We start from the raw sequence: 21,212 nt of genomic DNA, 5'->3' as shown, positions 1-21,212 counted from the left end.
ACGAAGGTGATAGTTAACCACTTTTATCTGGTGTCCCATTAATCGTTGATATTAAAAAATATTGGGTATATTAGGTTAAACGAATTTATCTCAATCATAATTTATGAATGATTTTTTCCATAAGATTCATGTCAAACTGCTGTATTACTTAATTGATAACTGGGAAGATCTATCTGCAAATCCCAGATGGTTTATCATGCGTAAATTTGCTCGATTTCATTTTATCCGAGCATGGAAAAATGCTTATTTGAAGGAAGCTGATGAATCTATACTATCTCCTAATTCAAACAGTATTTTCACGGATATAGATATTCCTCAAGTTGTGGAGTTACTGGAAGAATATGGGCTATTTCAGGGATTAAAATTACCTCAGACAATTGTCAAGGAAATTTTGGATTTTTCTTTGAGCACGAATTGTTATGCTGGGAGAAAGCCAAGCATGGGTTTTCATGTTTGGGAGAGAGAAAAAGCTCAACTTTACTATCAAACTAAAATTCTCTCGGCAAAATATTTTAATACAGCATCTCAGTGTCCTGCTATCAAAATGCTGGAACAAGATCCGACATTACTTAAGATTGCTGCTAGGTACTTAAAAACCACACCTCTACATATTGGCAACTCTTTATTTTGGAGTTTTCCTACGGATTCTGATATTTACGAACAATCGAAATCAGCACAGGTGTTTCATTGTGATTTAGATGATTATAAGTTTCTCAAATTCTTCTTTTACTTAACAGATGTGGATTTAGGTTGTGGTCCCCATGTTTACATTCTCAAAAGCCATAAAAAAAAGAATTTTTCCTCTCAAATTCTTCGAGGGAGAGCAACAGAGAAAGATTTAATAGATTACTATGGAATTGAAAATGTTGTGCATATTTGCGGATCTGCTGGTTGGGGATTTGCGGAGGATTCATTTGGTAATCATAAAGGTAGTCCTCCGATTACAAAACCTCGCTTAATTTTACAAGTGGAGTTTGCTACCTATGACTATGGAATGCAACAGGATATTATCGATCCAATTCACCTTAAATCTATTTCTTTTTCTCCTGTAGTTAGTCTGAAATCCTATTCTGCTAAAACTAAGTAATTAAGTCTTCATAGGAGATATGACAACGACAGGGTAGCATCTCCATTCCTAATGTGTATCACGCAACAAACTACCACTCAAATTTAATTAAATATACTGTACTTAACTAATTTCTCGCTATAATTAAACACTCATTAGGGGCTTTATTCAGCATATCTATAAAAGCCGGTGTATAACTTCCATCTGCATTGACAACTCGACGCAAGGTATATTCAGCAATGCGAATACTGCCACCAAACCAAAGATTTTTACGCTTCCAAGTATCCCCATTATTCGCATCACCTATTTGATCCATAGTTAAATCAAAAATCCATTTAGGAATTTGCAAACCAAAGAAAAAAGGGATGATTTGAGCATGTTTCAAAGTTGCATCTTCAAATTGCATTTTATATCCAAACTGGCTGATTTTGGCACCAAGTAGTAAAAACCATCCCGGAATTGAGTTGTGAAATGTCCACTGTACTGAGCCATATACAGGTATAAACAAACTCAGATTTTGAGAATCCCATTCCACGTTATACATCGTGATACAAGTATCTGGAAGTGGATTTCCATCCATGAAAAATACACCTTTGAGAATATCTGGTAAACCAGTTTCTTGAACTGATGTCATCCAGGTGGCAATATCATTAAGATTTTTCTTTTCTATAGTTCCAATCATTGGGTTTTAGATTCTAAATTTTGCCTTTGTAGAGACGCGATATATCGCGTCTCTCTTAATATTGTTGATATATTGTTGAAACATCCAGGATTTTATGTGTTCTTTGTGTAATCTAAAATTTCCTATATATCACGTCTATTTTTGATTACAGCTTACTGGAAAACCCTTGAAGAACTAAATCATTTGGAGTCACAGAAGTCACTTTCTCAAAATCCCATTTCACTGCGGTAGTTGAATTCCATTGATACTTTTTGAATAAATATAAACAGAATATTTGAATTAAAGCAATTGATAAATCTTTTCCTGGACAAGTACGTTCATGTCCTTTTCCATTCCAAGATAAAAGATCAGAAAAATCTCGATTTGTGTCAAAATTGTCTGGGTTGTCATATCTACGAGGATCTCTATTAGCTGTGAAAATGGAACCAAGTAACCGGGTTCCTTTTTGAAAGGGACATTTGCTAGCAGTAATTTCTATTTCACCTGATTCTCTGGCTAATTGACTAACAAATCTGACTGGTGGGTAAAGACGAGCCGTTTCTAAGATAGTATTACGAATTAGTATTAATTGTTCAATATTATCTTCCTTTAATGCTTCGCTTCCATCCCAAACAGTATTAATTTCTGCAACGACATCATTTCTCAAGGCATTATCTTGACACAAAACACCAATTACCGAACCTAACAGCGCACTTGTTCCAGCAGTTCCAGCAATATGAATCATATCAAATAGAGTGTTAGCAATCTGGTGCGGGTTTAATTGATATCGGGAACCTGTTTCTAAATAATCTGCCCATTTTGGTGATTGTTGATAGCGTTTGATTAAATTTTTTCGGTGTTTTATGCTTGGTGCAGTTTTACTTGCAATTACTTTTTCACTGATAAAATTGGGTAGGGATGCAAGTGGTAAACCTTTAATAAAGTTTCGAGAACCATTAATTTCTTCATCTGATAAGGAAATACCAAATACAACTCTATGCAAAATTTGCAACATTATTGCTGGTAAATCGTTTCCAATATGTAGTTGTTTTTGTTTGGCAGCATCCGCTAGATATTGATGCACTAATTCCCCTAAAATATCGGCTTGTTCGGATGGATTAGGTAAAGCTTGAGAAAATAAAGCTCTAGCACCTTGATGTTGGTTTCCATTCATTCCTAAACTTAGGGGATTATTTAGTAGGTAGCTAGGAGCTAAAATTCTAATAATACCTAAATCGTTGCCCCTTAATTGGGGTTCTGTATGTATTAATTCCTTGACTTGGGTATGGGAAGAATGCATAATTGCTTGGTCTACTGCAAGGTATGTATCCCCAATGTTATCCTTACGAATATAGAGAAAATCTCGCCAATGTCTGAGGATTACAATTCCATCTGCATAATAAAATCCCAAGCGTAATAACTTGCCAATTGGACTATTATTTCCTACTTTTGCGAGGATCTTCGCTAGCCATATTTGGCGTTGATGTCCCTTGATAACTTGTTGTTTGAGTGCCATAAAATTTGGGGTTTGGGTGAGATTTTCAGGTGATTATGTTGGATGAAGCTGAATTTAATGATTTTTAAAAATAAACTAAAATATTTTTGTGTTGTAAACTATCACTAAATATTGCTAAATATCAATAGGACTTACACAATCTGTCGTAAGATCAAGGCTTTGAGATTGCTATTCTAGAAGAAACTGCTGACGGAAATGCCTGCTTAGTGCGTAAGTCCTAATTAAATAGAAAGAGAGACGCGACATGTCTCGTGTCTACATGGCATGGCTTAATGTTTTGTCTGGATCTCCTGTAATTTAAAATATGTACAATTAATTAGATAATTGTTATTGGATATTGCTTCGTCTAAATCAATAGATGTTTTTCGATTAATTGAAAGTTCAAATATTGATACTTTGAGGAATACGGGAAGGAAGTAAATAGGTATATGATGGACGGTTCACGTTACGTTGATGAATTATTTCTTCAATTTCTTGGAGACGATTACGGAATTTTTGTAATGAATTTTGAACTTTGGGGTCGGTAAAATGTTTTTGAGGATAATCACCGAGTTTGTTGTAGTAGGTAGAACCTAATAGATACAGTAAATTTAATTGCTTTTGTGCCTGTTCTAACGGTGGAAGCAAACTCAGATAATCTTGTTCGGTAACTTCTGGTTTTAATAAGGTTGATGCTGGTGCGTAACCTGCTAGGGGTATAATTCCGGCATAGCTCATGATGTCTTTTTGAGGGAAGTTGACTACCGCATGTTGAGCGCTAGCTGTAAAAATGATTAATGCGATCGCATTCACCAAATATTCCCTAGTTTGTATACCTCCATTTGCTTCCCCAAAATCCTGTATCCGTCCACCATCAAATGCTTGTACTTCTGTTGCCCATTTCTGGAGATAGGTATCTTTTTGAATCTCTTCGTCTGCTATGTAATAACTACTTAAATAGCTCGAAACCCATTCATGTATCGCATTCCAAATTAATAAACCATCATCTCTGTAAGGATAAACAGGCAAAGTATTAGTATCATCTACACCACGTATTTGTAGTTGTTTCGGTAACATGGCACTATTAAATTTGTAGCTTTGAAGTCCTCGTACTGCAAAGACACGGGAATTATCAATGCTGGAAGATAATAACCTGTCAACTCCTCCTCCTGCTGAAATTAACGCCCGTTGTGCTTCTTCGTTAATAGCTAGAGTCCCAGCAAAATGGGGACGCAATAATAGACTCAACGGATGATTTACTGGTAATTGACGATGGGTAGCAATGACAAAAGAACCCACAAATAAATGGGTTCTTCCTAAATGACTCACAGCTTCATGAAAGTTAGCATCGGCAATATGAACAACAGTTTTGGCAAACATCCAAGCATATTGAGGCGATTTTGGAGTTATAATAGGGTTCTCGCTGGGGTTCTGTCCGCATTGAATTGCGATCGCATTTAGCATCCGATTAGATTCTGTACCCCTAGGAACTGCAAACAGCGCTATCGGTGCGTACAGATATTTCTGAATATTCGGATATGCACCATTAACTGCACCATCTAAAATTTCATAGTCTGCTAAATATAGCCTTCCTTCTGTTCCTGCTGCTGCGAGGGAATCATCCTCACCCATTACCCCTTGATAATGTTCTTCTGTAACGGGAAAATTTGCTTTTAGATTTGTGACTCGGTTAATCATCAAGGGGTTGTAACCTGCCACTTGCATGTAGGCAAATACATCATCCTGCCCAAAACCATTGACTATGGCAGGCAATTCCATTTTTGGTAGCAATATTCGATAATCATTTAGATTTTTTACATGTCCTTTTGGTTGTCTTTCATACATCATTTCGATAATTCGATCTAAAGAATCTTTAAAAATAGAAAGTCCACTTTCTTTAAGTGATGAAAAAAACAAATCATCAATTTCTCGAAAATCTCTAGATATTCCTTTCAGTAGAATTTGGGGAACAATTTGTAGTAATCTACCAATGACATTGATTTGAATGGGAATTGCACCCTTCATCAAGGCTTCTAGGATAAAATATCTAACGTCATCCCTGACTGATTGAGAACCACGATTGCCACGATTGGTGATGATGGTATTCACGAATACGATTCGCAAATTCTGTGCTAATAAATAAAGCCAATCTTTAGAGAACTCTTCCCCTTGTGGCAAGGTATCTAACATTGCTAGTGGGGGAATATGGGTGTAATTATATTGATATTTTTTCCTGGCAGCTTCTAAACCATTAGAGTTGGAAAACCCGATTGAATTATCTTTTGATGATGCAGGCATAAATCCTCCTGATATTTCTTTAATACTTCAAGGGGAATTTCATGACTTTGGGAAATAAATTGAAATTTTTTAGCTTTCTCTTGAAGCTACGTAATGACAACCGGGTATTTTTTTTACTTGGATTACTCTAAGTTAGGAGGCTAAATTAAAGATGCAGCCGTACATGTCAGCAAAAAAACATATTTTTTATGGATTTCAGCGCTGGTAAGTACATTGCATCAAAATCTAAGATTATATAGAAATTAAAACAAAACCATAAATTTGATCCTTTCTTGAAAAAGGTATCCTGTGGAGATTGAAGCTAGTTAAATTTCTGTTTGCCTAAATAGGCATAAAGTTATAATCAGCTAAACCGAGATAATTAATACCTTCACAGGAAATATCAAAACGACAGGGTAGTATCTCCACTCCTAATGCGATCGCATCACGCAACAAACTACCGTATACTGGGTCTGTAATATCTCCAGGGGCAAATTCTGTACAGTCTCCCCGATTAATAAAGTACAACATTACCGCCCGACTGTGGGGCAATAATCCCATCAATTCCCGCAAATGTTTTTGTCCCCTCGTGGTTTCGGTATCTGGAAATAAAGCCAATTTCCCGTTGACGAAAGTGGTGTTTTTCACTTCTAAATATATAGGCTTTTCGATTCCAGTTCCAGTTAAGAGAAAATCGATGCGGCTTTTATTTTCCAACCCATAGGGAACTTCACCTTTAATTTGACTATATTCACCTAATTGGGGAAATAAATACTGTTGTAAAGCTATTTTGATAATTCGATTTGGTAACATGGTATTTACACCAACCCAGGTTGGTGAGTTATCATGCACTTGAATCAGTTCTAAGGTGTAAGCTAACTTCCGCTTTGGATTATCACTGCGAGAAAGCATTACAGCACTACCAGGTGTCGAAACCCCAGTCATCGGACCTGTGTTTGGACAATGTGCAGTTACTATTTTACCAGAAGCAAGTTCCACATCTACAAAAAACCGCTTATAACGTTTTACGAAAATCCCAGGGTAAAGTGTGGGGTAGTAATAAAGCATGAAATCAGATTTTGATGAAATTTTAGGATATTAGCAAGTCAAATAGTAGAAAACTTAAATTAAATTACTACCCAGGCAAAATATTATGAATCAAGAATTTTTTCAACGGGGATTAGAAAAAGCTAAACAAAAAGATTATGTTGGGGCAATTCAAGACTTTAGTCAAGAGTTACAAAATAATCCCTATTTTTCCCAAGCTTATCTAAAACGCGGTTTGGCTTATTATGATTCTGGTGAAGTTCATCGTGCTGTTTCCGATTATACTGAGGCTCTTAAGCTTGATCCTCAACTAATAGAAGCTTACTACTGTCGGGCATTAGCTAGGTTAATATTAAAAAATTTACCAGGAACCTTAGATGATGTTGAACAGGCGATTCGCCTAAATTCCAACTATGCCGCAGCTTACAACTTACAAGGGATTGTACAGCGGAAACAGGGAAATATCAATCAAGCGATCGCTAGTTTCAAAAAAGCCGCACAATTATATCTCCAACAGCAAGATGCTGAAAATAGCCGTCGTTGTTTAGAAAGTCTCAAGCAACTTCAACCTAAGCCCCAAATCATACCAGCCCCATCTCCCCAAAATCAACCATTAACTATCACTTCTGAAGCTGACTACTTTAAACAACTGATCGAAAAAGCCGAAAATGGTAATATCCGTGAAGCCCTTGATAGTTTAAGCTGGGCTTTACAGGTTGATTCTGAAGATGGTAAAGCATACTGTTGCCGTGGAATTATTCGCTATAAACAAGAAAACTACCGCGAGGCAATTGCTGATTTTAATCAAGCAATTAAATTTAACTTTCAAGATGCCATAGTTTACCGTAATCGTGGCAAAACTCGATTACAAATTGGAGACAATCAAGGGGCAATTTCCGACTTTAACCAAGCATTGAATATTGAACCAGAAGAAACAGAAAATGGGATGACGTATATTGCCCGTGGAAATGCATATCGTAGTGTTGGCAATCATTTAGAAGCAATTACAGATTATAATAAAGCCCTAGAAATTAATCCTAGTCATGCACATGCTTATATTCATCGAGGGTTAGCTTATACCCATATTGAAGAGATGAAACTTGCCATCAACGATTATCAAAAAGCAGCAAGTATATTTTGCGAACAAGAAGACTGGCAAAATTATCAAAAAGTATTAGATACCTTAAAAAATATTACTGTTCCTAGTTCAGAAGGAAAGGAATCCCGTTCTAAAATACTTCAGCAACGTCTATTAAGATTAGTTGGTGGTTATTGGGGAATGGCTGAAAGATTAATTCAAGAAGCGCAATATAACTATCCAGGAATGTCGGATGATTGGTATTTGGAAAAAGTAATTTATGATATTGAACAAGAACGAGGAAATTAAGTAAGTAGGTAAGAATAAAAGAATAAACACAACTTCTTGGAAACTATTTATGGCAAAGCTACCCCAAATGTTTCCGCTTACCCCTACTCACTATTTACTACTTACTACTCACTCCTCACAACGAAAATTTTCAATATCCACCTACTTATTAGCTTTGCCAGCGTAGATATGTGACATAAGTAACAGCCATAATTTGTAAGGGAATTAAGGTAAATTCTCCTCGCCAAAAACTACTAATATCTAAGTTGGAAATACCACTAAAATATGCCAAGCCAAATAGTGCAAACAGACTCAGAATGATGCGTTTATTTGTAAGTTGCTTCATAGTAGTAAATTTCCAAGTAGGAAACATGATTAGTTGATAAAATATAAATCTTGATTTTTATTTGATTTATTTAACAAAGTCTGAGGGTTTAATTACTCTATCTCTACAGGCAGATTTTTTTGTGTCGGGGAGGCAGGTTTACTGAGTCAGATGATCCTGCAAGCCTGCCTTGTAAAATCCCCGTTAAAAACGTACTCATTACTCATTACTTATTTTTTAAAACCAACCTTGACGTTTCACAAAGTAAGTATCAACAAAGTCTTCATGAGATTTATTTAAGTAAACCATTCCCTCAATCAAGCCAACTAATTGCATAATCAAAAAGGGAATTCCATAGGCGAAAAAAATACCCAATACCGATACAATCATCATGATTGAACCTTCCGGACTGTATCCAAGTACAAATTTATGAATACCGAAACCTCCAAAAATAATTCCGGTATATCCAGATAAAAGCTGTTTTGTTGCGTGACTGGGGGTAATATTTGCCATAGTAGTATATTTACTGAATTAATAAGTTAAAAAACACTAACAAATCTCAATTAAAGCTAACTTATATAAAAGTGATAGTCTTAATTAATCAACTACGTAAATAAATAGCTGATACTAACACTTTATTTGTTAACTTTGCTAAGTGTATTCCAAATTTTTATTTTGGGACTGTGGGTTATCAGTACTCTTTTTGCAACTAATTTGATTCGATGGATAGTCAATTTTAACGTCGCTAAAGTTCAGCAGATACCTTAAATTTGCCTAAATATCACCATTAGGTAATGTCCTATGATGTTTCCCCAAAACTATTTAGTTGCTAGCAAAGTTAACCTAACAGAGAGTATCCTGAAAGATCCAATTGACTAAGTAACGTTAACTAGTGTTCCGCAAATCATATAACTCTGGTGCTTTTATTTCGTTGTAATAAGAATTGAAAATAACCAACAATAATCATGATACCTATACTCAGATATAAAAATTTATATCTAAAAGCATAAATAGGTATGCGAAAAATAATATTTCCCTAAATCTATTATGACCTATTAATCTCTTCTACATATTTATGAGAATAATTTCCGGATTTTTTTAATCTTTCTATTATCTACAAAATACCACGTAGATGAATTCACTAAGCTATTCCGCGCTTGACTTGTATCTAAATGCTACTGACTGCTAATTATATTAGGTAGTAACTGTAGAACTTGCATTTGGATTATCGCTTAATTATTCAATAAAGCCACAAAACAAGAGCAAGATTTATTAGTATGTCAAGACAGGAGGATATAAGGAATAAAGCCGATAGAACAAGCTTTATGTCTATTCAGAATTGTTGGCTTATTTCCACCAACCTGTACTAGTACTAAATCTTCCTGAATCTAATTCTTAACTAAGTTAACTCATAGTTATGCTTTTGACTAGGGTCAATTTGAAAATATTTTCTCAAGTCAATTTACAGGCTTCTTAAAATTATTATTAAAAAGTAATTTTACTTAATAATAATATTATTACTAATGCCATGTTCACCCTAAAGAAGACAACTTTGTAACTATGCCGACTATGTTACATATTTAACGGGAAGACTATGGAAAATAATGTATCCTAAATAACAATTTACTGGGTTGGGAGATATAAATTATCGGTAATTTATTTTTCGTAGCAATATAATAAACATATACTAGGTTTTTTTGTCAATAGTATATGCTTAGTTTTATTTGCTGCTACTTCCCAGGACGAATAAAGCGAGGAGTGTGCCACTATTCCAAAGGCTATGAAGTAACATTGAGGCGAGGAGATTGCGCGATCGCGTGTAGACTACACCTAGGATGCAACCGAGAAAAAACAAGGGAATAATCTCCGAAAGGCTCAGGTGGGCGGCGGCAAACAGCAAGCTACTGAGGACTATGGCACCCCACACAGGTAAGTAACGGGTGAGGGAAGGTAATAAAAAGCCACGGAAGAGGAATTCTTCAAATAATGGTGCTGCAATGGCGGCTGTGAAGAAAAAGATACCCAGTGCGACGGAATCTTGACTTTCTAAAGCAAGTTGTAATAGCGGGTTACTACCACCTTGTCCTTGCCAAATTTTTTGATTCAGCAATGAAACAATTAATACAACGGGGACTGCTACACAGTAACCGCCAATTCCCCACAATATCCATTTTCCATTACCGAAATTCAGACGAAACCAGCCTTCGGGTAATGGTAAAAATCTTTTAATGGAGAAATACAGAACTAATAATGCACCAGCAGATAGAAAAACGTAGTTAATTAAGATATAAAATGCTTCAATGCGGATGTCTCCAGAATGGGGAATTTTCAGGAAAGACACAAGCAGAGAAATTGACAAAGGGACAATTATTTGTCCCATCAAGAAAAAGCCAGCAACAAAAACTTCGAGAATTGTCTCACCATCCCAAGGTGTTGTCCAAGTTAAATCACTATTTTGAGATAAAAGTGATTGCTTTCCTTTAATTAGTCGCTGAATAACGAGGAACAGTAGCAGCAGAATTCCAAATAAACCCGCGAGATTTGGTAAAGCTGCAATTAGGGCAAGTTTAATTGCTGCATCTTGGGCAATTTCTTGTTGTGAAGCTTGAAGTAAGACAAGTTTATCTTGAAGTTGTTGAAGTTGATACAGTTTAGTTAAGGCTGTATAGCGAAACCAACCGTCTAATTTAGCTTGAATAAATTCTTGGGCATTTGGGAGTAATTGTGGTGGTTGACTCCAAAGTCCAGACAGCACATCTGCGGCATCTTGTAAACCTACTTCGATGGTGGTATTTTTCTTGAGGTTGTTCCAAGATGCGATCGCATCTTCCACTTTACCCTGTTGTGCCTGTAGAACCCCTAGGCGTAAATCCAGTTCTCCCAATAATTTTTCTAATTCATCAACCGATTTCTCTAACTGTTGCTGTTTAACATCTGGTTGAGGATTGGCAGAATCTAGTTGTTTTTTCGCAGTAGTCAGGCTATCCTGTGCTGATGTCCGCGCATCTTGATACTGTTTAACGGCAGCTTCTAGTGGTTTTGCCCCTAAAATTGCCTTGCTTGCAGTTTGCAAACTGTTACTTGCTTCATCTTCCCAACTTGCAGCTTGGAGAACAATATCAGTTTGATAAAGTTCCAAACGTCCTTGAACTTGTGGTTTTTGCCAACTGCGAAGTAATGAGTCACTAGCCAGGAATATTGCAATCACCGTTAGCAAAGCTAAAACAAACCGCTTGAATGTCATTTTGAATCCTTAACTATTCCACCTCTTGGGATTATCGCAATAAAATAGCAGAAAAAGAAGAAAGATATACAATTGGCAGTGTTTTCGGGGTTTAGGTGAGGGCAAAAAAGACTAAAAAATTATTAAATTATCAAATAAGCATGAAAATACACTGTTTGCTACCATGAGGGCGAGAAAAAGGAAGTTAATTAATAAATTGTCACAGCGTCACTCGCACTATGACTAAAGCAACCGTTCACACCGTTATTTGTACCGAAGGCTTTATTTTGATTGTCTTTTTCACCGAAACTCAGTCTTGGCAGTTTCGCATCATCAGTCCCGAAGGTGGAGTTTTTGGAGAATGCAAAATTTATCAAACAGCATTAGCAGCACATAAAGCTGCACGGCAATGGGTTGCTGTTCTCAAATAATTTAGAATTAAATCTAGAATTAAATCGGATTCGGTGTTAGAGGACTCCACAAAAAAGATGATCCAATATTTTGGGATATTTTTTTATTTGGAAGTCTCTTAAATATATAGGGTAGAGGTTCCACTGGAACGTCCGGGATTTTCGGTTTTTGTTTTGCCCTGGTTTATTTACCTACCATCCACTCTAAAACTAAACCAACACGACTATCTTTACTTTGTCTGGCGTTTTGCTTTTCAATATCTGTAGATATTCGTAAGTTACGTGTCACAGAATAACCAAATGATAACTTAGTCAATCCAACTTCTGCTGTGGAACCTGGTGCAACCCAACTTTGAGTTAGTGATATATCTGCTGCACCTCCACGGGATAAGGATAACTGTAATTTAGCACCCAAATTTATCCCATTACTGGTGTATTTATCACTTTCTAGGTGATGATAGCCTATTACGGGAGCAAAATTAATATAACTACCCAAAGGGCGTAAATAATATTGTAAATTAGCTCCGTATGCCTGATGTTTTCCATTAAATGTAGTTTGGTAGTTACCATTAACTACAAAATTAGTTTTACCAATAAAAACATCTTCAATCCCTAAATTTAGCCCTCCAGCTTGCCCAGATGATGGAAACTGTGAATAACCGAAACGTAAACGAGTCCGGAAGCTGGGATCATTTTTAATATCTTCTAAAACATTGGGAACTTGATTTTGCCAACGTTGTAATACAGGACTATTTTGAATAATTTCTGGGTTTATATCTAACTTTGTTGATGATGGTGTTTCCCCAAAGCTGGGGCTAGCAGCTAATATGATTAAAGTTGTTATTACATGCTTCAGCACTTGGGAAACCTGAAAATCATAATTATATACCTTATACCAATTTGAAAAAACAATGCGACAGATAGATATTTGTAGAGACGTAGCAGTGCTACGTCTCTACCGTTGGATGTGTTGCAATCATTATTTCAATTGGTATTAGAGATTGTTTTAAAAGTCAAAATATATACTAAAGACCTCTCTCTAAATCTCTCTCCTGCAAGGAGAGACACTTTGGAAGCATTATTTTTCCGTTCCCCTAGTAGTCTGTCAATTTTATTTTGACGGTTATATACACATCCACAATTCCGTAGAGACGTAGCACTGCTACGTCTCTACAACGTGTAAAATAAGCGATCGCTAACCGACCCGAACCCATGAAAAATGGTTCTGCACAATAACATGCAGAACCATCATAATCATTACAAAAATTATTCAAATCTAACGGACGGTACCTTCAGCAGCTTCCGTGTTAATTGGTTTCATCAAATACATCCGTAGCAATTGCCAACCATTAGAGACATAGTAAGGCAATTTTTGGATAAATTTGAGCGGTTTAGGACTATTTGAACCCGCTATGCTGCTCAATTTTTTGTTATTTTCCACACAAACATCCAAGCGTTGGTAAAACTCAGGGTTTTCAACATCTAACATCAGTGGGAAAACTCGTCCAGCATTTTCGTTAGTTTTCTTGATGACATGGATATCATATTCTCTGGCATCAAGTCCCAAAGAAGCGTAGAAATCTTTACGCTGAATATCATTGAGATACATTGTTGCAAACACCGATAATAGGAAGAAGCGACTCCAGAGACGTGCTTTCCAATCGTTCAGCATTTGAGGTTGCGATCGCATAACCGCATCAAAGAAGTCACCATGACGGTTTTCGTCTTGACACCAGTTATCAAACCAGCGGAAAATTGGATAAATCCGGTCTTCCGGATGTGCATTTAAATGGTCGAAAATGGTGATATAACGCCAATAACCAATTTTTTCCGACAAATAAGTCGCATAGAAAATAAACTTGGGTTTAAAGAACGTATAGCTGCGACTCTTAGTTAAAAAGCCCAAATCCAATGACATATTAAAGTCAGATAGTGCTTTGTTCAAAAAGCCAGCATGACGCGCTTCATCCCGCGACATCAAATTAAAGCACTCAGCCAAAACAGGACTCGTATGCTTCAAACGACGACCCAACTCTTTATACAGCAAAAAGCCCGAAAACTCAGCTGTACAGGAACGTTCTAAAAACTCGACGAATAACTGGCGAGTTTCCCCATCAATATGATCCCAGGATTGTTCAAATTGCTCATCTCGAACAAAGTGATGACGGTTATAGTCAACCCGGAACTCTTCAAGAATGGCTAGCAACTCATCCTCATTGACGGAAAGATCCATCTTCGCCATTTCATCAAAGTCAGTGGTATAAAACCGAGGAGTCAGCAGAGTTTCCTTGGCAGGAACTTTCGTCCCTGTACGCATTTCTTCCAAGCCTGGTTTTTTGAGGGAATCTACCATGTTTTAATTGCTCTTACCTTTTTTATTTTTTGAGTTTGCCATAAATCCACATTTGTGTATTTAGGCAACAGGATAAACGCCAATAATTGCATAAGTATAAATCCCAGTTTACCAAGGCTCAGGTATAAAGCAGGAGGGTAAAAACGTTAAGAGTTGCAACAATTTGAAAAATATAGTTCTAAAAAAGATCCCCAACTTCTTCAAGAAGTCGGGGATCTGAACAAATAAAATAAGATTGCGATAGATTTCCCCAAATCCTAATTTCTACCCAACCACTTCTGACCATTTAAACGCCAAACCAAGCGATTCACCAGCATATCTAGTGAAACCTTGCGTTCATCAATCAAAAATGATTCGAGAGTGCTAGGAACCCTGCCTTCATTACAAGAGAAACCTTTTTTCCCTTGAATATCCTCATCCGGGAAATACACATTAAACTGACGGTTGCCATTTTGCCAGCTACCGACAATTTGCCAGCACTCATCAGCATTTTGCATTCCCCGTACAGGAACTTTTTGTTTAGCAAAATTCAATTGTAAATCCCGCACACCCTCACTAGCGATCGCTTGTTGCAACGCAGGGAGATAATCCTGTTGCATAAAGTCTAAAAACGGTTTATCTTCGACAGTCGGAGCCTTTTCCTTCTTCGCAGCTGCTGGTTTAGCACCCGCTTCTGCATCACCTACTGGTTTCTTAGCTGCTGCTGGTTTTTTCTCAGCAGTTGCAGCTTCAGGCACATCTTGTTCTTGATTTTGATTGGTTTCTTCTGCCATAGCTGCTGTTATTCCTTGTGTCTAGCTAATCGAGCGTACTGCCTTACCTTGGGCATTTGTCATCTTACATTGTGACATAACCAAACTAATATCACGATTCAAGCCTACCACTCTCAGCATAGAATCAAGTTATCACTCACCAAATATTCAACCTCAAATTAAACCCCCGTTACAAAACATACTTATTACTCATTACTTGTTTTTTAACCCCGAATCTGCTTCCTTAAGCGGGGATTAACAAAATCGTTTAAACCTTCACCCAGTAGCGATAAACCCACCACCATTAAAGTCATCGCTAATCCGGGAAATAAAGCCGTCCACCAAATTCCCGTGGGTAAAGCTTCCAAAGCTTGTCTCAAATCATATCCCCATTCAGGAACTTCATCAGGAAGTCCCAAACCTAAAAACCCTAAACCACCCAAAACCAAGATTGCATCGGCAGCGTTGAGGGTAAAAAGTACAGGAACACTTTGAATAACATTAAAAAACAGGTATTTTGAAAGTATTTGCCAAGTATTTGCACCCATCGCTTGGGCGGCTTCAATAAAGACTTCGGTTTTCACACTCACTGTATGGTTCCGAACAACCCGATAATATTGGGGAATGTAAGCAATACTAATAGCAAGGGCAGCATTCAATATTCCCTTACCCACAACGAAAGCCAGTGTCACCGAAAGCAACATACCAGGTAAAGTGTAGATGCTGTCCATGATAAACAGGAACATCTTATCGAGTTTGCCACCCAAGTAACCGCTTAACATTCCCAGCGGTACACCCACAACCATACTTAGGGCTGTAGCCAAGAAAACAACCTGTAAAGCAGCCTGCGCGCCAAAGAGCGATCGCGCAAACACATCATACCCTTGTCGGCTGGTACCAAACCAATATTTTCCCGAAGGTGGTTCGTGGATTGGATTAATCAAAGAATCTGTAGGATTTTGAATTATTCCCACCCATTGGAATACCGGGGCAAAAAAAGCAATGAAGATAAAAAATAAAGTTAAAGCCAAACCCACAACCATCATTTTCTGGGAAAGGCTGGAATTCTTATTAATTTGTAGGAATCTGGGGATTGTGCTTTTCGTCGCAGCCATATTTATTTAGTTATCACTTAAGCGTTATGAGTTAAGATTAGTAGATGATAATGGCACCTTTGTCAACTATCGAACTATGGAGTCGTTGACATAACGTGAAGCTTGCGCGACGTAAGCCGTTCCCAGCATTCAATATTCCCTTACCCACAACAGCAAAACTACCCATCAAGCCAAAGAGCGATCGCGCAAACACATCATACACATTTCCTGGTAGGGGTAAACGGCTGTTTACCCCTATTGATATGCCATCCAAACCAGAAACGCGAACAACTTAAGTCGCGCAAGCTTCGCATTTCCAAAAAAATAACCTGGATGGTGATAGAACGCGATCGCATTTGGGGAATACTGAATATCGAATGGTTTTCCTGCATATCTTTGTGCTTCTAGCCATAGGTTTTGCGAAGGAAAAAATAATTTTTCAGGAGAAAATTCTATGGCAGTACAAACATCTGAGTTATTAGAAAAAATTCGCCAACAATTTGATAGCGCTCCTTATCCTCGCATTCCTATAGAAGATTCACCAAAAGAGAATATAAGTCTTTTATATTTCCATTCTTTGATTACACCTTACTATCAAAGAAATCAAAAAGTTATAGATCCAAAAGATAAAGTAATTTTAGATGCTGGATGTGGTTCCGGTTTTAAATCCCTAACCCTAGCATTAGCAAACCCAGGTGCAAAAGTAATTGGTGTTGATATATCAGAGCAATCAGTCAAACTAGCCGAACAGCGTCTTGCGTATCATGGAATTGAAAATGCTGAATTTCGCGTATGTGGAGTTGAAGATTTATCAAGCTTAGGCATGTCTTTCGATTACATCAACTGCGATGAACTTTTATATCTTTTTCCTTCACCAGCAGCAGCATTGAAATCAATGGGTTCGGTATTGAAACCTGAAGGAATAATTCGTAGTAACCTTCATTGTGCATTTCAACGCGCTTATTTATTCCGTGCCCAAGAACTATTCAAAACTATGGGCTTGATGGAAGATAATCCCCGTGAAATGGAAATAGAGATTGCAACGGAAACAATGAAAGCTCTACGAGACGTAGTATTGCTCAAAGCGAGAACATGGGATTCCGGCTACGAAGATGAAAAAGCTGAAGAAAAAATGCTAATGAACTATCTATTCCAAGGAGACAAGGGTTATACAATCCGTGATATGTTCGCAAGCTTCAAAGGTGCCGATTTAGAGTTTGTCAAAATGCTCAATTGGCATAGATGGAATTTACTGGATTTATTTAAAGAATCAGATAACTTACCTGCATACTGGGCAATGAGTTTACCTGAAGTATCAGAGGAAGACAAGCTTTATCTATTTGAACTGCTGCACCCAATACATAGATTAATCGATTTTTGGTGTGGTCATCCCAACCAGGGTCAAAGCTTTATACCAGTTTCAGAATGGGAGGATTCCCACTGGAAGCAAGCAAAAGTATATCTTCATCCTCAACTCAAAACACCTAATTTCCGCGAAGAGTTGGTGAAATCTGTGACAGCGATGAAACCATTTGCCATTGGTCAGTTTTTATCTCTAAATGGGGAGGACTTAATTCTCGATAGTTCAATGGCACATTGTCTTATCCCTCTGCTAGAACAACCTCAGTCTATGACATCCCTGGTAGAACGCTGGAAGCAAATTCGACCTCTAGACCCCATAACCTTGCAACAAACAGAAGATGAGCAAGCTTTTTACTTGATTCGTCAATTCTTATCTAATCTGGAAGCTTCTGGTTATATTCTGCTGGAACAATAATACTAATTTTTGTAGATTTGAGCCTAAAAGTAGAAATTCACAAGGGTTTCTACTTTTTGTGTATTTATTCATCCTGGCAAAGAAAAATATTTTTTTACCGGGTGATATGAAACCGGAATTATCTGGGTAAGTTATTTCTAGAAGCAAATAAATAATCCGACTACAAATTCCAGGGAAACACTAATATGAAAACTGAATTGAAAGCAAAATTACTTCAACATATTTTCCGTAATAAGAAGCAAGATGAAGGTTTTACGTTAATTGAGCTATTAGTTGTAATCATCATTATCGGTATTCTTTCAGCTATTGCATTACCTTCTTTCCTAAACCAAGCTAACAAAGCAAAACAGTCTGAAGCTCAAACTTATGTCGGTTCAATGAACCGCGCACAACAAGCTTACTATGCTGAAAACAATGAATTTGCCAACAATGCTGATTTTAACAAATTGGGGCTTGGCGTAAATACCACTACTACAAATTACAAGTATGTTATTGAGGATGGTGGTGCTGCTAAAGACTTCGTAAGTAATCAAGCACAAACTGTTGATTCCAAGGGTGCTATTAATGCAAAAAGTGCTGTCAAAGCTTACGTTGGTGGTGTTGCAATTACAACAATTGGGACAACAAGTAAAGAAGCAACAACTGTAGCAAGATTGTGTGCTGGTGCAACTCCACCAGTTGCAGAGGCAGCTTTAGTTGGTACTCAAAAGTTTGCTTCTGCTGCTGATGTTGCTTTAACCAGCGCTACAGATGTGAATGCATCCTGCAAAAAACTTGGTAACTACGTCAATGCATCAAAGTAACATAGCTTAGTCACTCTTATACAGGATGTTTAGCAATAGATGCTAAAATTATAATTGAGCTTTTGAAAAGAGGGATAGAGATTTCTGCCCTCTTTTTTGTTATGCTTTGTACGGTAATAGACTAAGTTTTTACCCAAGAGCCAAAAAAGGATATTATCGATACCCAAGTGATAATAGTTCGCAAACGCTTATCCCGTTTGGAACGTTTTGCTATGTATTCTTTTTCGGAACTACTCATTTATTTACTATTTTGTGTAATCATTGCTACTTGCAAACCTCACCTTTTGAGGATACCCATCTCACCATCTGCAACTAACAACACCCAACATTTATAGTTAATACATATATGAAATTAATAAATTATAAATTAAAGTTATAAATGATTGACTGCTGTAGTCTGGAAAAGAAAAACAGCGTGTCTTTAAATTCAAATGGGTGTAGAATCTATAAGATGTGTCGTTTGCTTGCCTATATTGGCTCCCCTACATCTTTAGAAAGGCTTTTGTATGAGCCAGAACATTCGCTGATTGTCCAAAGCTACCAGCCACAGGAAATGCTTTCGGGTGTGGTAAATGCGGATGGTTTTGGCGTGGGTTGGTATCGTCAGGATGGAGAGGCTTTTAGCTATAGAAATATTCTGCCAATTTGGAATGATTTAAATTTGCCAAGTCTTAGTCGCTACATAGAATCTGAGAATATTCTGGCTTATGTTCGTAGTGCAACTTCAGGGCAACCATTAGACTTGAGTAATTCTCAACCTTTTAGATACAAGAACTTACTATTTATTCATAACGGTAGAGTTGAGAAATTTAGACAAAGTTTATACCGTTCAATTCGGAATCTCCTAAGTGATGAAATTTACACTTGGATTAAAGGAAGTACTGATTCAGAGCATATTTTTGGGCTATTTTTAGAACGCTTGCAGAATCATCCTACTAAGGGCTGGGAACAGGTTTTACAGTTAGTTTTGAATGAAATCCATGATTTAGCTGAAACTCATCAAACAGATATTTCAGCGAATTTGGTGATTAGCGATAGTAAGCGCTTATTAGTGTCACGATATGCAACTAAATCTCCTGCACCTTCGCTATATTGGTTAAAAAATCATCCTAGTTTTCCTAACTCGGTAATCATCGCATCGGAACCCCTATTTGCTGGTGATTGGATTGAATGTCCAGAAAATAGTATCATCATCGTTGGGCAAGATGGTGATATTTACAGTGAACAAATATAAGTTAACGGCAAATTTGCAGGCTATTAATCACACTAACTATGATAATGCAACACTCTTGCGATATAACTTCGTGAAAGCATTGCAAGAATGTCGTAGTCAAACATTGGAATTACTGACACAAGTGAATGAGGAGAGTTTTTGCTGTCAAGTTCATTGTGATTTTAGTCCGGTTGGTTGGCATTTTGGACATATTGCCTATGCTGAATCATTATGGTTGCTTGAAGGTTGCGCGGATGAAAATTCATTATTTCCGCAATATCGTCGGTTATTTGCTGCTGATGGTTTGCCCAAAAATCAGCGGATAAAATTACCCAGTATTGAGAATACTCGGTTTTATTTAGATGCTGTAAGAGAGAGGGTTTTAGATTGTTTGGAAGTTGCAGATGTAGAAGCAAATGCCAGATTATGGTGGTTTATACTTCAGCACGAATGTCAACATTGCGAGACGGTTGCATTTATTTTGCAGTTGATGCAGCGAAATTTTCAACAGCTAGAATCAAAACAGTTTTTAATAGGTTGTAAATTAGCTGAGGAAGTGCAGTTTCACGCAAGTATTGCTGACGAAATGATTAAAATTCCATCTGGACAATTTGTCATGGGGAGTGATTCTATTGATGCTTTAGATAATGAAAAGCCTTCCCATTCTCTATATTTGGATAGTTACTTGATTGATAAATATCCAGTAACTTGTGAACAGTATAATTTATTTATGGCAGCAGGTGGTTATGAAAATCCTTTGTGGTGGAGTGGTACAGGATGGGAATGGTTACAATCAGCGAAGGTGAAAGCACCACTTTATTGGGATGCTCAACTAGTTGACAAAAATCATCCCGTGTGTGGAGTAAGCTGGTATGAAGCAGAAGCTTATGCCAAATTTTTGGGTAAGCGTTTACCTACCGAAGCAGAGTGGGAAAAAGCATCAAGTTGGGACGCAGAATTCAACTGTAGTCGAATATATCCATGGGGGAAAACTGAACCTATGGAAGATTTTTGTAATTGTAATGCAGCTATTTCTCAAACCACACCAATTGATACTTATCATAGCGGGAAAAGTCCATATGGCATGTATGATGCATTAGGAAACGTTTGGGAATGGACTGATTCTTGGTTCACTGCTTATCCCGGATTTAAATATTATCCATATAAGGGCTATTCACAGGTATATTTTGATGGACAACATAGAGTTTTGAAGGGTGGTAGCTGGGCAACTCGTAGCTTTACTTTGCGTGCTAGCTTTCGGAATTGGTATCACCCGCATGTGCGACAGATTTTTGCAGGTTTTCGCTGTGCTAAATAATCAGGTTGAATTAGGAATATTTAATTAGGTGT

At 37.2% G+C, this 21,212-nt stretch carries 20 protein-coding genes; 7 read left to right on the top strand and 13 right to left on the bottom strand.

Going from position 1 to position 21,212, the window contains the following annotated elements; all coding sequences use genetic code 11:
- Positions 1–103 precede the first annotated feature (103 nt).
- Entirely contained in the window at positions 104–1,087 is a 984-nt protein-coding gene (locus CAL6303_RS17730) for a hypothetical protein (protein WP_015199195.1), read from the top strand.
- 106 nt (positions 1,088–1,193) lie between these two features.
- Here the strand turns inward: CAL6303_RS17730 and CAL6303_RS17725 are convergent, their stop codons facing one another.
- The 4 genes from CAL6303_RS17725 to sfsA all read right to left on the bottom strand — a co-directional run bounded on the left by CAL6303_RS17725 (position 1,194) and on the right by sfsA (position 6,567).
- Positions 1,194–1,748: a hypothetical protein gene (locus CAL6303_RS17725; protein ID WP_015199194.1), complete on the bottom strand. Its 555-nt coding sequence runs from the start codon at positions 1,746–1,748 to the stop codon at positions 1,194–1,196.
- Positions 1,749–1,893: 145 nt separating this feature from the next.
- Complete coding sequence (locus CAL6303_RS17720; protein WP_015199193.1) at positions 1,894–3,243, bottom strand: cytochrome P450; 1,350 nt, start codon at positions 3,241–3,243, stop codon at positions 1,894–1,896.
- A gap of 381 nt (positions 3,244–3,624) precedes the next feature.
- Complete coding sequence (locus tag CAL6303_RS17715; protein WP_015199192.1) at positions 3,625–5,520, bottom strand: lipoxygenase family protein; 1,896 nt, start codon at positions 5,518–5,520, stop codon at positions 3,625–3,627.
- A gap of 321 nt (positions 5,521–5,841) precedes the next feature.
- On the bottom strand, positions 5,842–6,567 hold the full coding sequence (gene sfsA, locus CAL6303_RS17710; protein WP_015199191.1) for a DNA/RNA nuclease SfsA: 726 nt from the start codon (positions 6,565–6,567) through the stop codon (positions 5,842–5,844).
- 85 nt (positions 6,568–6,652) lie between these two features.
- Here sfsA and CAL6303_RS17705 point away from each other — a divergent pair, with 85 nt between their 5' ends.
- Complete coding sequence (locus CAL6303_RS17705) at positions 6,653–7,933, top strand: tetratricopeptide repeat protein (RefSeq protein WP_015199190.1); 1,281 nt, start codon at positions 6,653–6,655, stop codon at positions 7,931–7,933.
- Positions 7,934–8,081: 148 nt separating this feature from the next.
- On the opposite strand, the gene CAL6303_RS30415 is transcribed toward CAL6303_RS17705, so the two are convergent.
- The 3 genes from CAL6303_RS30415 to CAL6303_RS17690 form a co-directional block, all read right to left on the bottom strand.
- On the bottom strand, positions 8,082–8,258 hold the full coding sequence (locus CAL6303_RS30415; protein WP_158333165.1) for a hypothetical protein: 177 nt from the start codon (positions 8,256–8,258) through the stop codon (positions 8,082–8,084).
- A 216-nt stretch (positions 8,259–8,474) separates the two neighbouring features.
- On the bottom strand, positions 8,475–8,750 hold the full coding sequence (locus tag CAL6303_RS17695) for a TM2 domain-containing protein (protein WP_015199188.1): 276 nt from the start codon (positions 8,748–8,750) through the stop codon (positions 8,475–8,477).
- A gap of 1,207 nt (positions 8,751–9,957) precedes the next feature.
- Positions 9,958–11,481: a CPBP family intramembrane glutamic endopeptidase gene (locus CAL6303_RS17690; protein WP_015199187.1), complete on the bottom strand. Its 1,524-nt coding sequence runs from the start codon at positions 11,479–11,481 to the stop codon at positions 9,958–9,960.
- 218 nt (positions 11,482–11,699) lie between these two features.
- On the opposite strand from CAL6303_RS17690, the gene CAL6303_RS17685 reads away from it, so the two are divergent.
- Positions 11,700–11,891, top strand: a complete 192-nt coding sequence (locus CAL6303_RS17685) for a hypothetical protein (protein ID WP_015199186.1) — start codon at positions 11,700–11,702, stop codon at positions 11,889–11,891.
- Positions 11,892–12,054: 163 nt separating this feature from the next.
- Here the strand turns inward: CAL6303_RS17685 and CAL6303_RS17680 are convergent, their stop codons facing one another.
- The 6 genes from CAL6303_RS17680 to CAL6303_RS29995 all read right to left on the bottom strand — a co-directional run bounded on the left by CAL6303_RS17680 (position 12,055) and on the right by CAL6303_RS29995 (position 16,343).
- Positions 12,055–12,729 (bottom strand): hypothetical protein, encoded by a 675-nt coding sequence (locus CAL6303_RS17680; protein ID WP_015199185.1) that lies wholly within the window; start codon positions 12,727–12,729, stop codon positions 12,055–12,057.
- 235 nt (positions 12,730–12,964) lie between these two features.
- The gene (locus CAL6303_RS30000; RefSeq protein ID WP_144051062.1) at positions 12,965–13,144 is read right to left on the bottom strand and encodes a hypothetical protein; all 180 of its coding nucleotides are present in this window, start codon (positions 13,142–13,144) and stop codon (positions 12,965–12,967) included.
- Positions 13,145–13,146: 2 nt separating this feature from the next.
- A complete protein-coding gene (gene acsF / locus CAL6303_RS17675) occupies positions 13,147–14,223 on the bottom strand; it encodes a magnesium-protoporphyrin IX monomethyl ester (oxidative) cyclase (protein WP_015199184.1) in 1,077 nt (358 codons plus the stop codon).
- A 257-nt stretch (positions 14,224–14,480) separates the two neighbouring features.
- Positions 14,481–14,996, bottom strand: a complete 516-nt coding sequence (locus tag CAL6303_RS17670; protein ID WP_015199183.1) for a DUF2996 domain-containing protein — start codon at positions 14,994–14,996, stop codon at positions 14,481–14,483.
- A gap of 203 nt (positions 14,997–15,199) precedes the next feature.
- Positions 15,200–16,090, bottom strand: coding sequence for an ABC transporter permease (locus CAL6303_RS17665; RefSeq protein ID WP_015199182.1), 891 nt, complete (start codon positions 16,088–16,090; stop codon positions 15,200–15,202).
- 37 nt (positions 16,091–16,127) lie between these two features.
- On the bottom strand, positions 16,128–16,343 hold the full coding sequence (locus CAL6303_RS29995; protein ID WP_144051061.1) for a hypothetical protein: 216 nt from the start codon (positions 16,341–16,343) through the stop codon (positions 16,128–16,130).
- 180 nt (positions 16,344–16,523) lie between these two features.
- On the opposite strand from CAL6303_RS29995, the gene CAL6303_RS17660 reads away from it, so the two are divergent.
- From CAL6303_RS17660 to CAL6303_RS17645, 4 genes are all read left to right on the top strand, one after another.
- Positions 16,524–17,846, top strand: a complete 1,323-nt coding sequence (locus tag CAL6303_RS17660; RefSeq protein WP_015199181.1) for a class I SAM-dependent methyltransferase — start codon at positions 16,524–16,526, stop codon at positions 17,844–17,846.
- A 185-nt stretch (positions 17,847–18,031) separates the two neighbouring features.
- On the top strand, positions 18,032–18,649 hold the full coding sequence (locus tag CAL6303_RS17655) for a type IV pilin-like G/H family protein (RefSeq protein WP_015199180.1): 618 nt from the start codon (positions 18,032–18,034) through the stop codon (positions 18,647–18,649).
- Positions 18,650–19,100: 451 nt separating this feature from the next.
- Positions 19,101–19,883 carry an ergothioneine biosynthesis protein EgtC gene (gene egtC / locus CAL6303_RS17650; protein ID WP_041739733.1) on the top strand — a complete coding sequence of 261 codons (783 nt, stop codon included), beginning with the start codon at positions 19,101–19,103 and terminating at the stop codon, positions 19,881–19,883.
- Positions 19,855–21,180: an ergothioneine biosynthesis protein EgtB gene (locus CAL6303_RS17645; RefSeq protein WP_015199178.1), complete on the top strand. Its 1,326-nt coding sequence runs from the start codon at positions 19,855–19,857 to the stop codon at positions 21,178–21,180. The genes egtC and CAL6303_RS17645 overlap by 29 nt, the downstream gene beginning before the upstream one ends.
- Positions 21,181–21,212 lie beyond the last annotated feature (32 nt).

The organism is Calothrix sp. PCC 6303 (genome assembly GCF_000317435.1).
In the GTDB taxonomy this organism is placed as follows: domain Bacteria; phylum Cyanobacteriota; class Cyanobacteriia; order Cyanobacteriales; family Nostocaceae; genus PCC-6303.
Note: the sequence above shows the minus strand (reverse complement) of the source record. Positions and strands in the feature narration are given on the sequence as shown.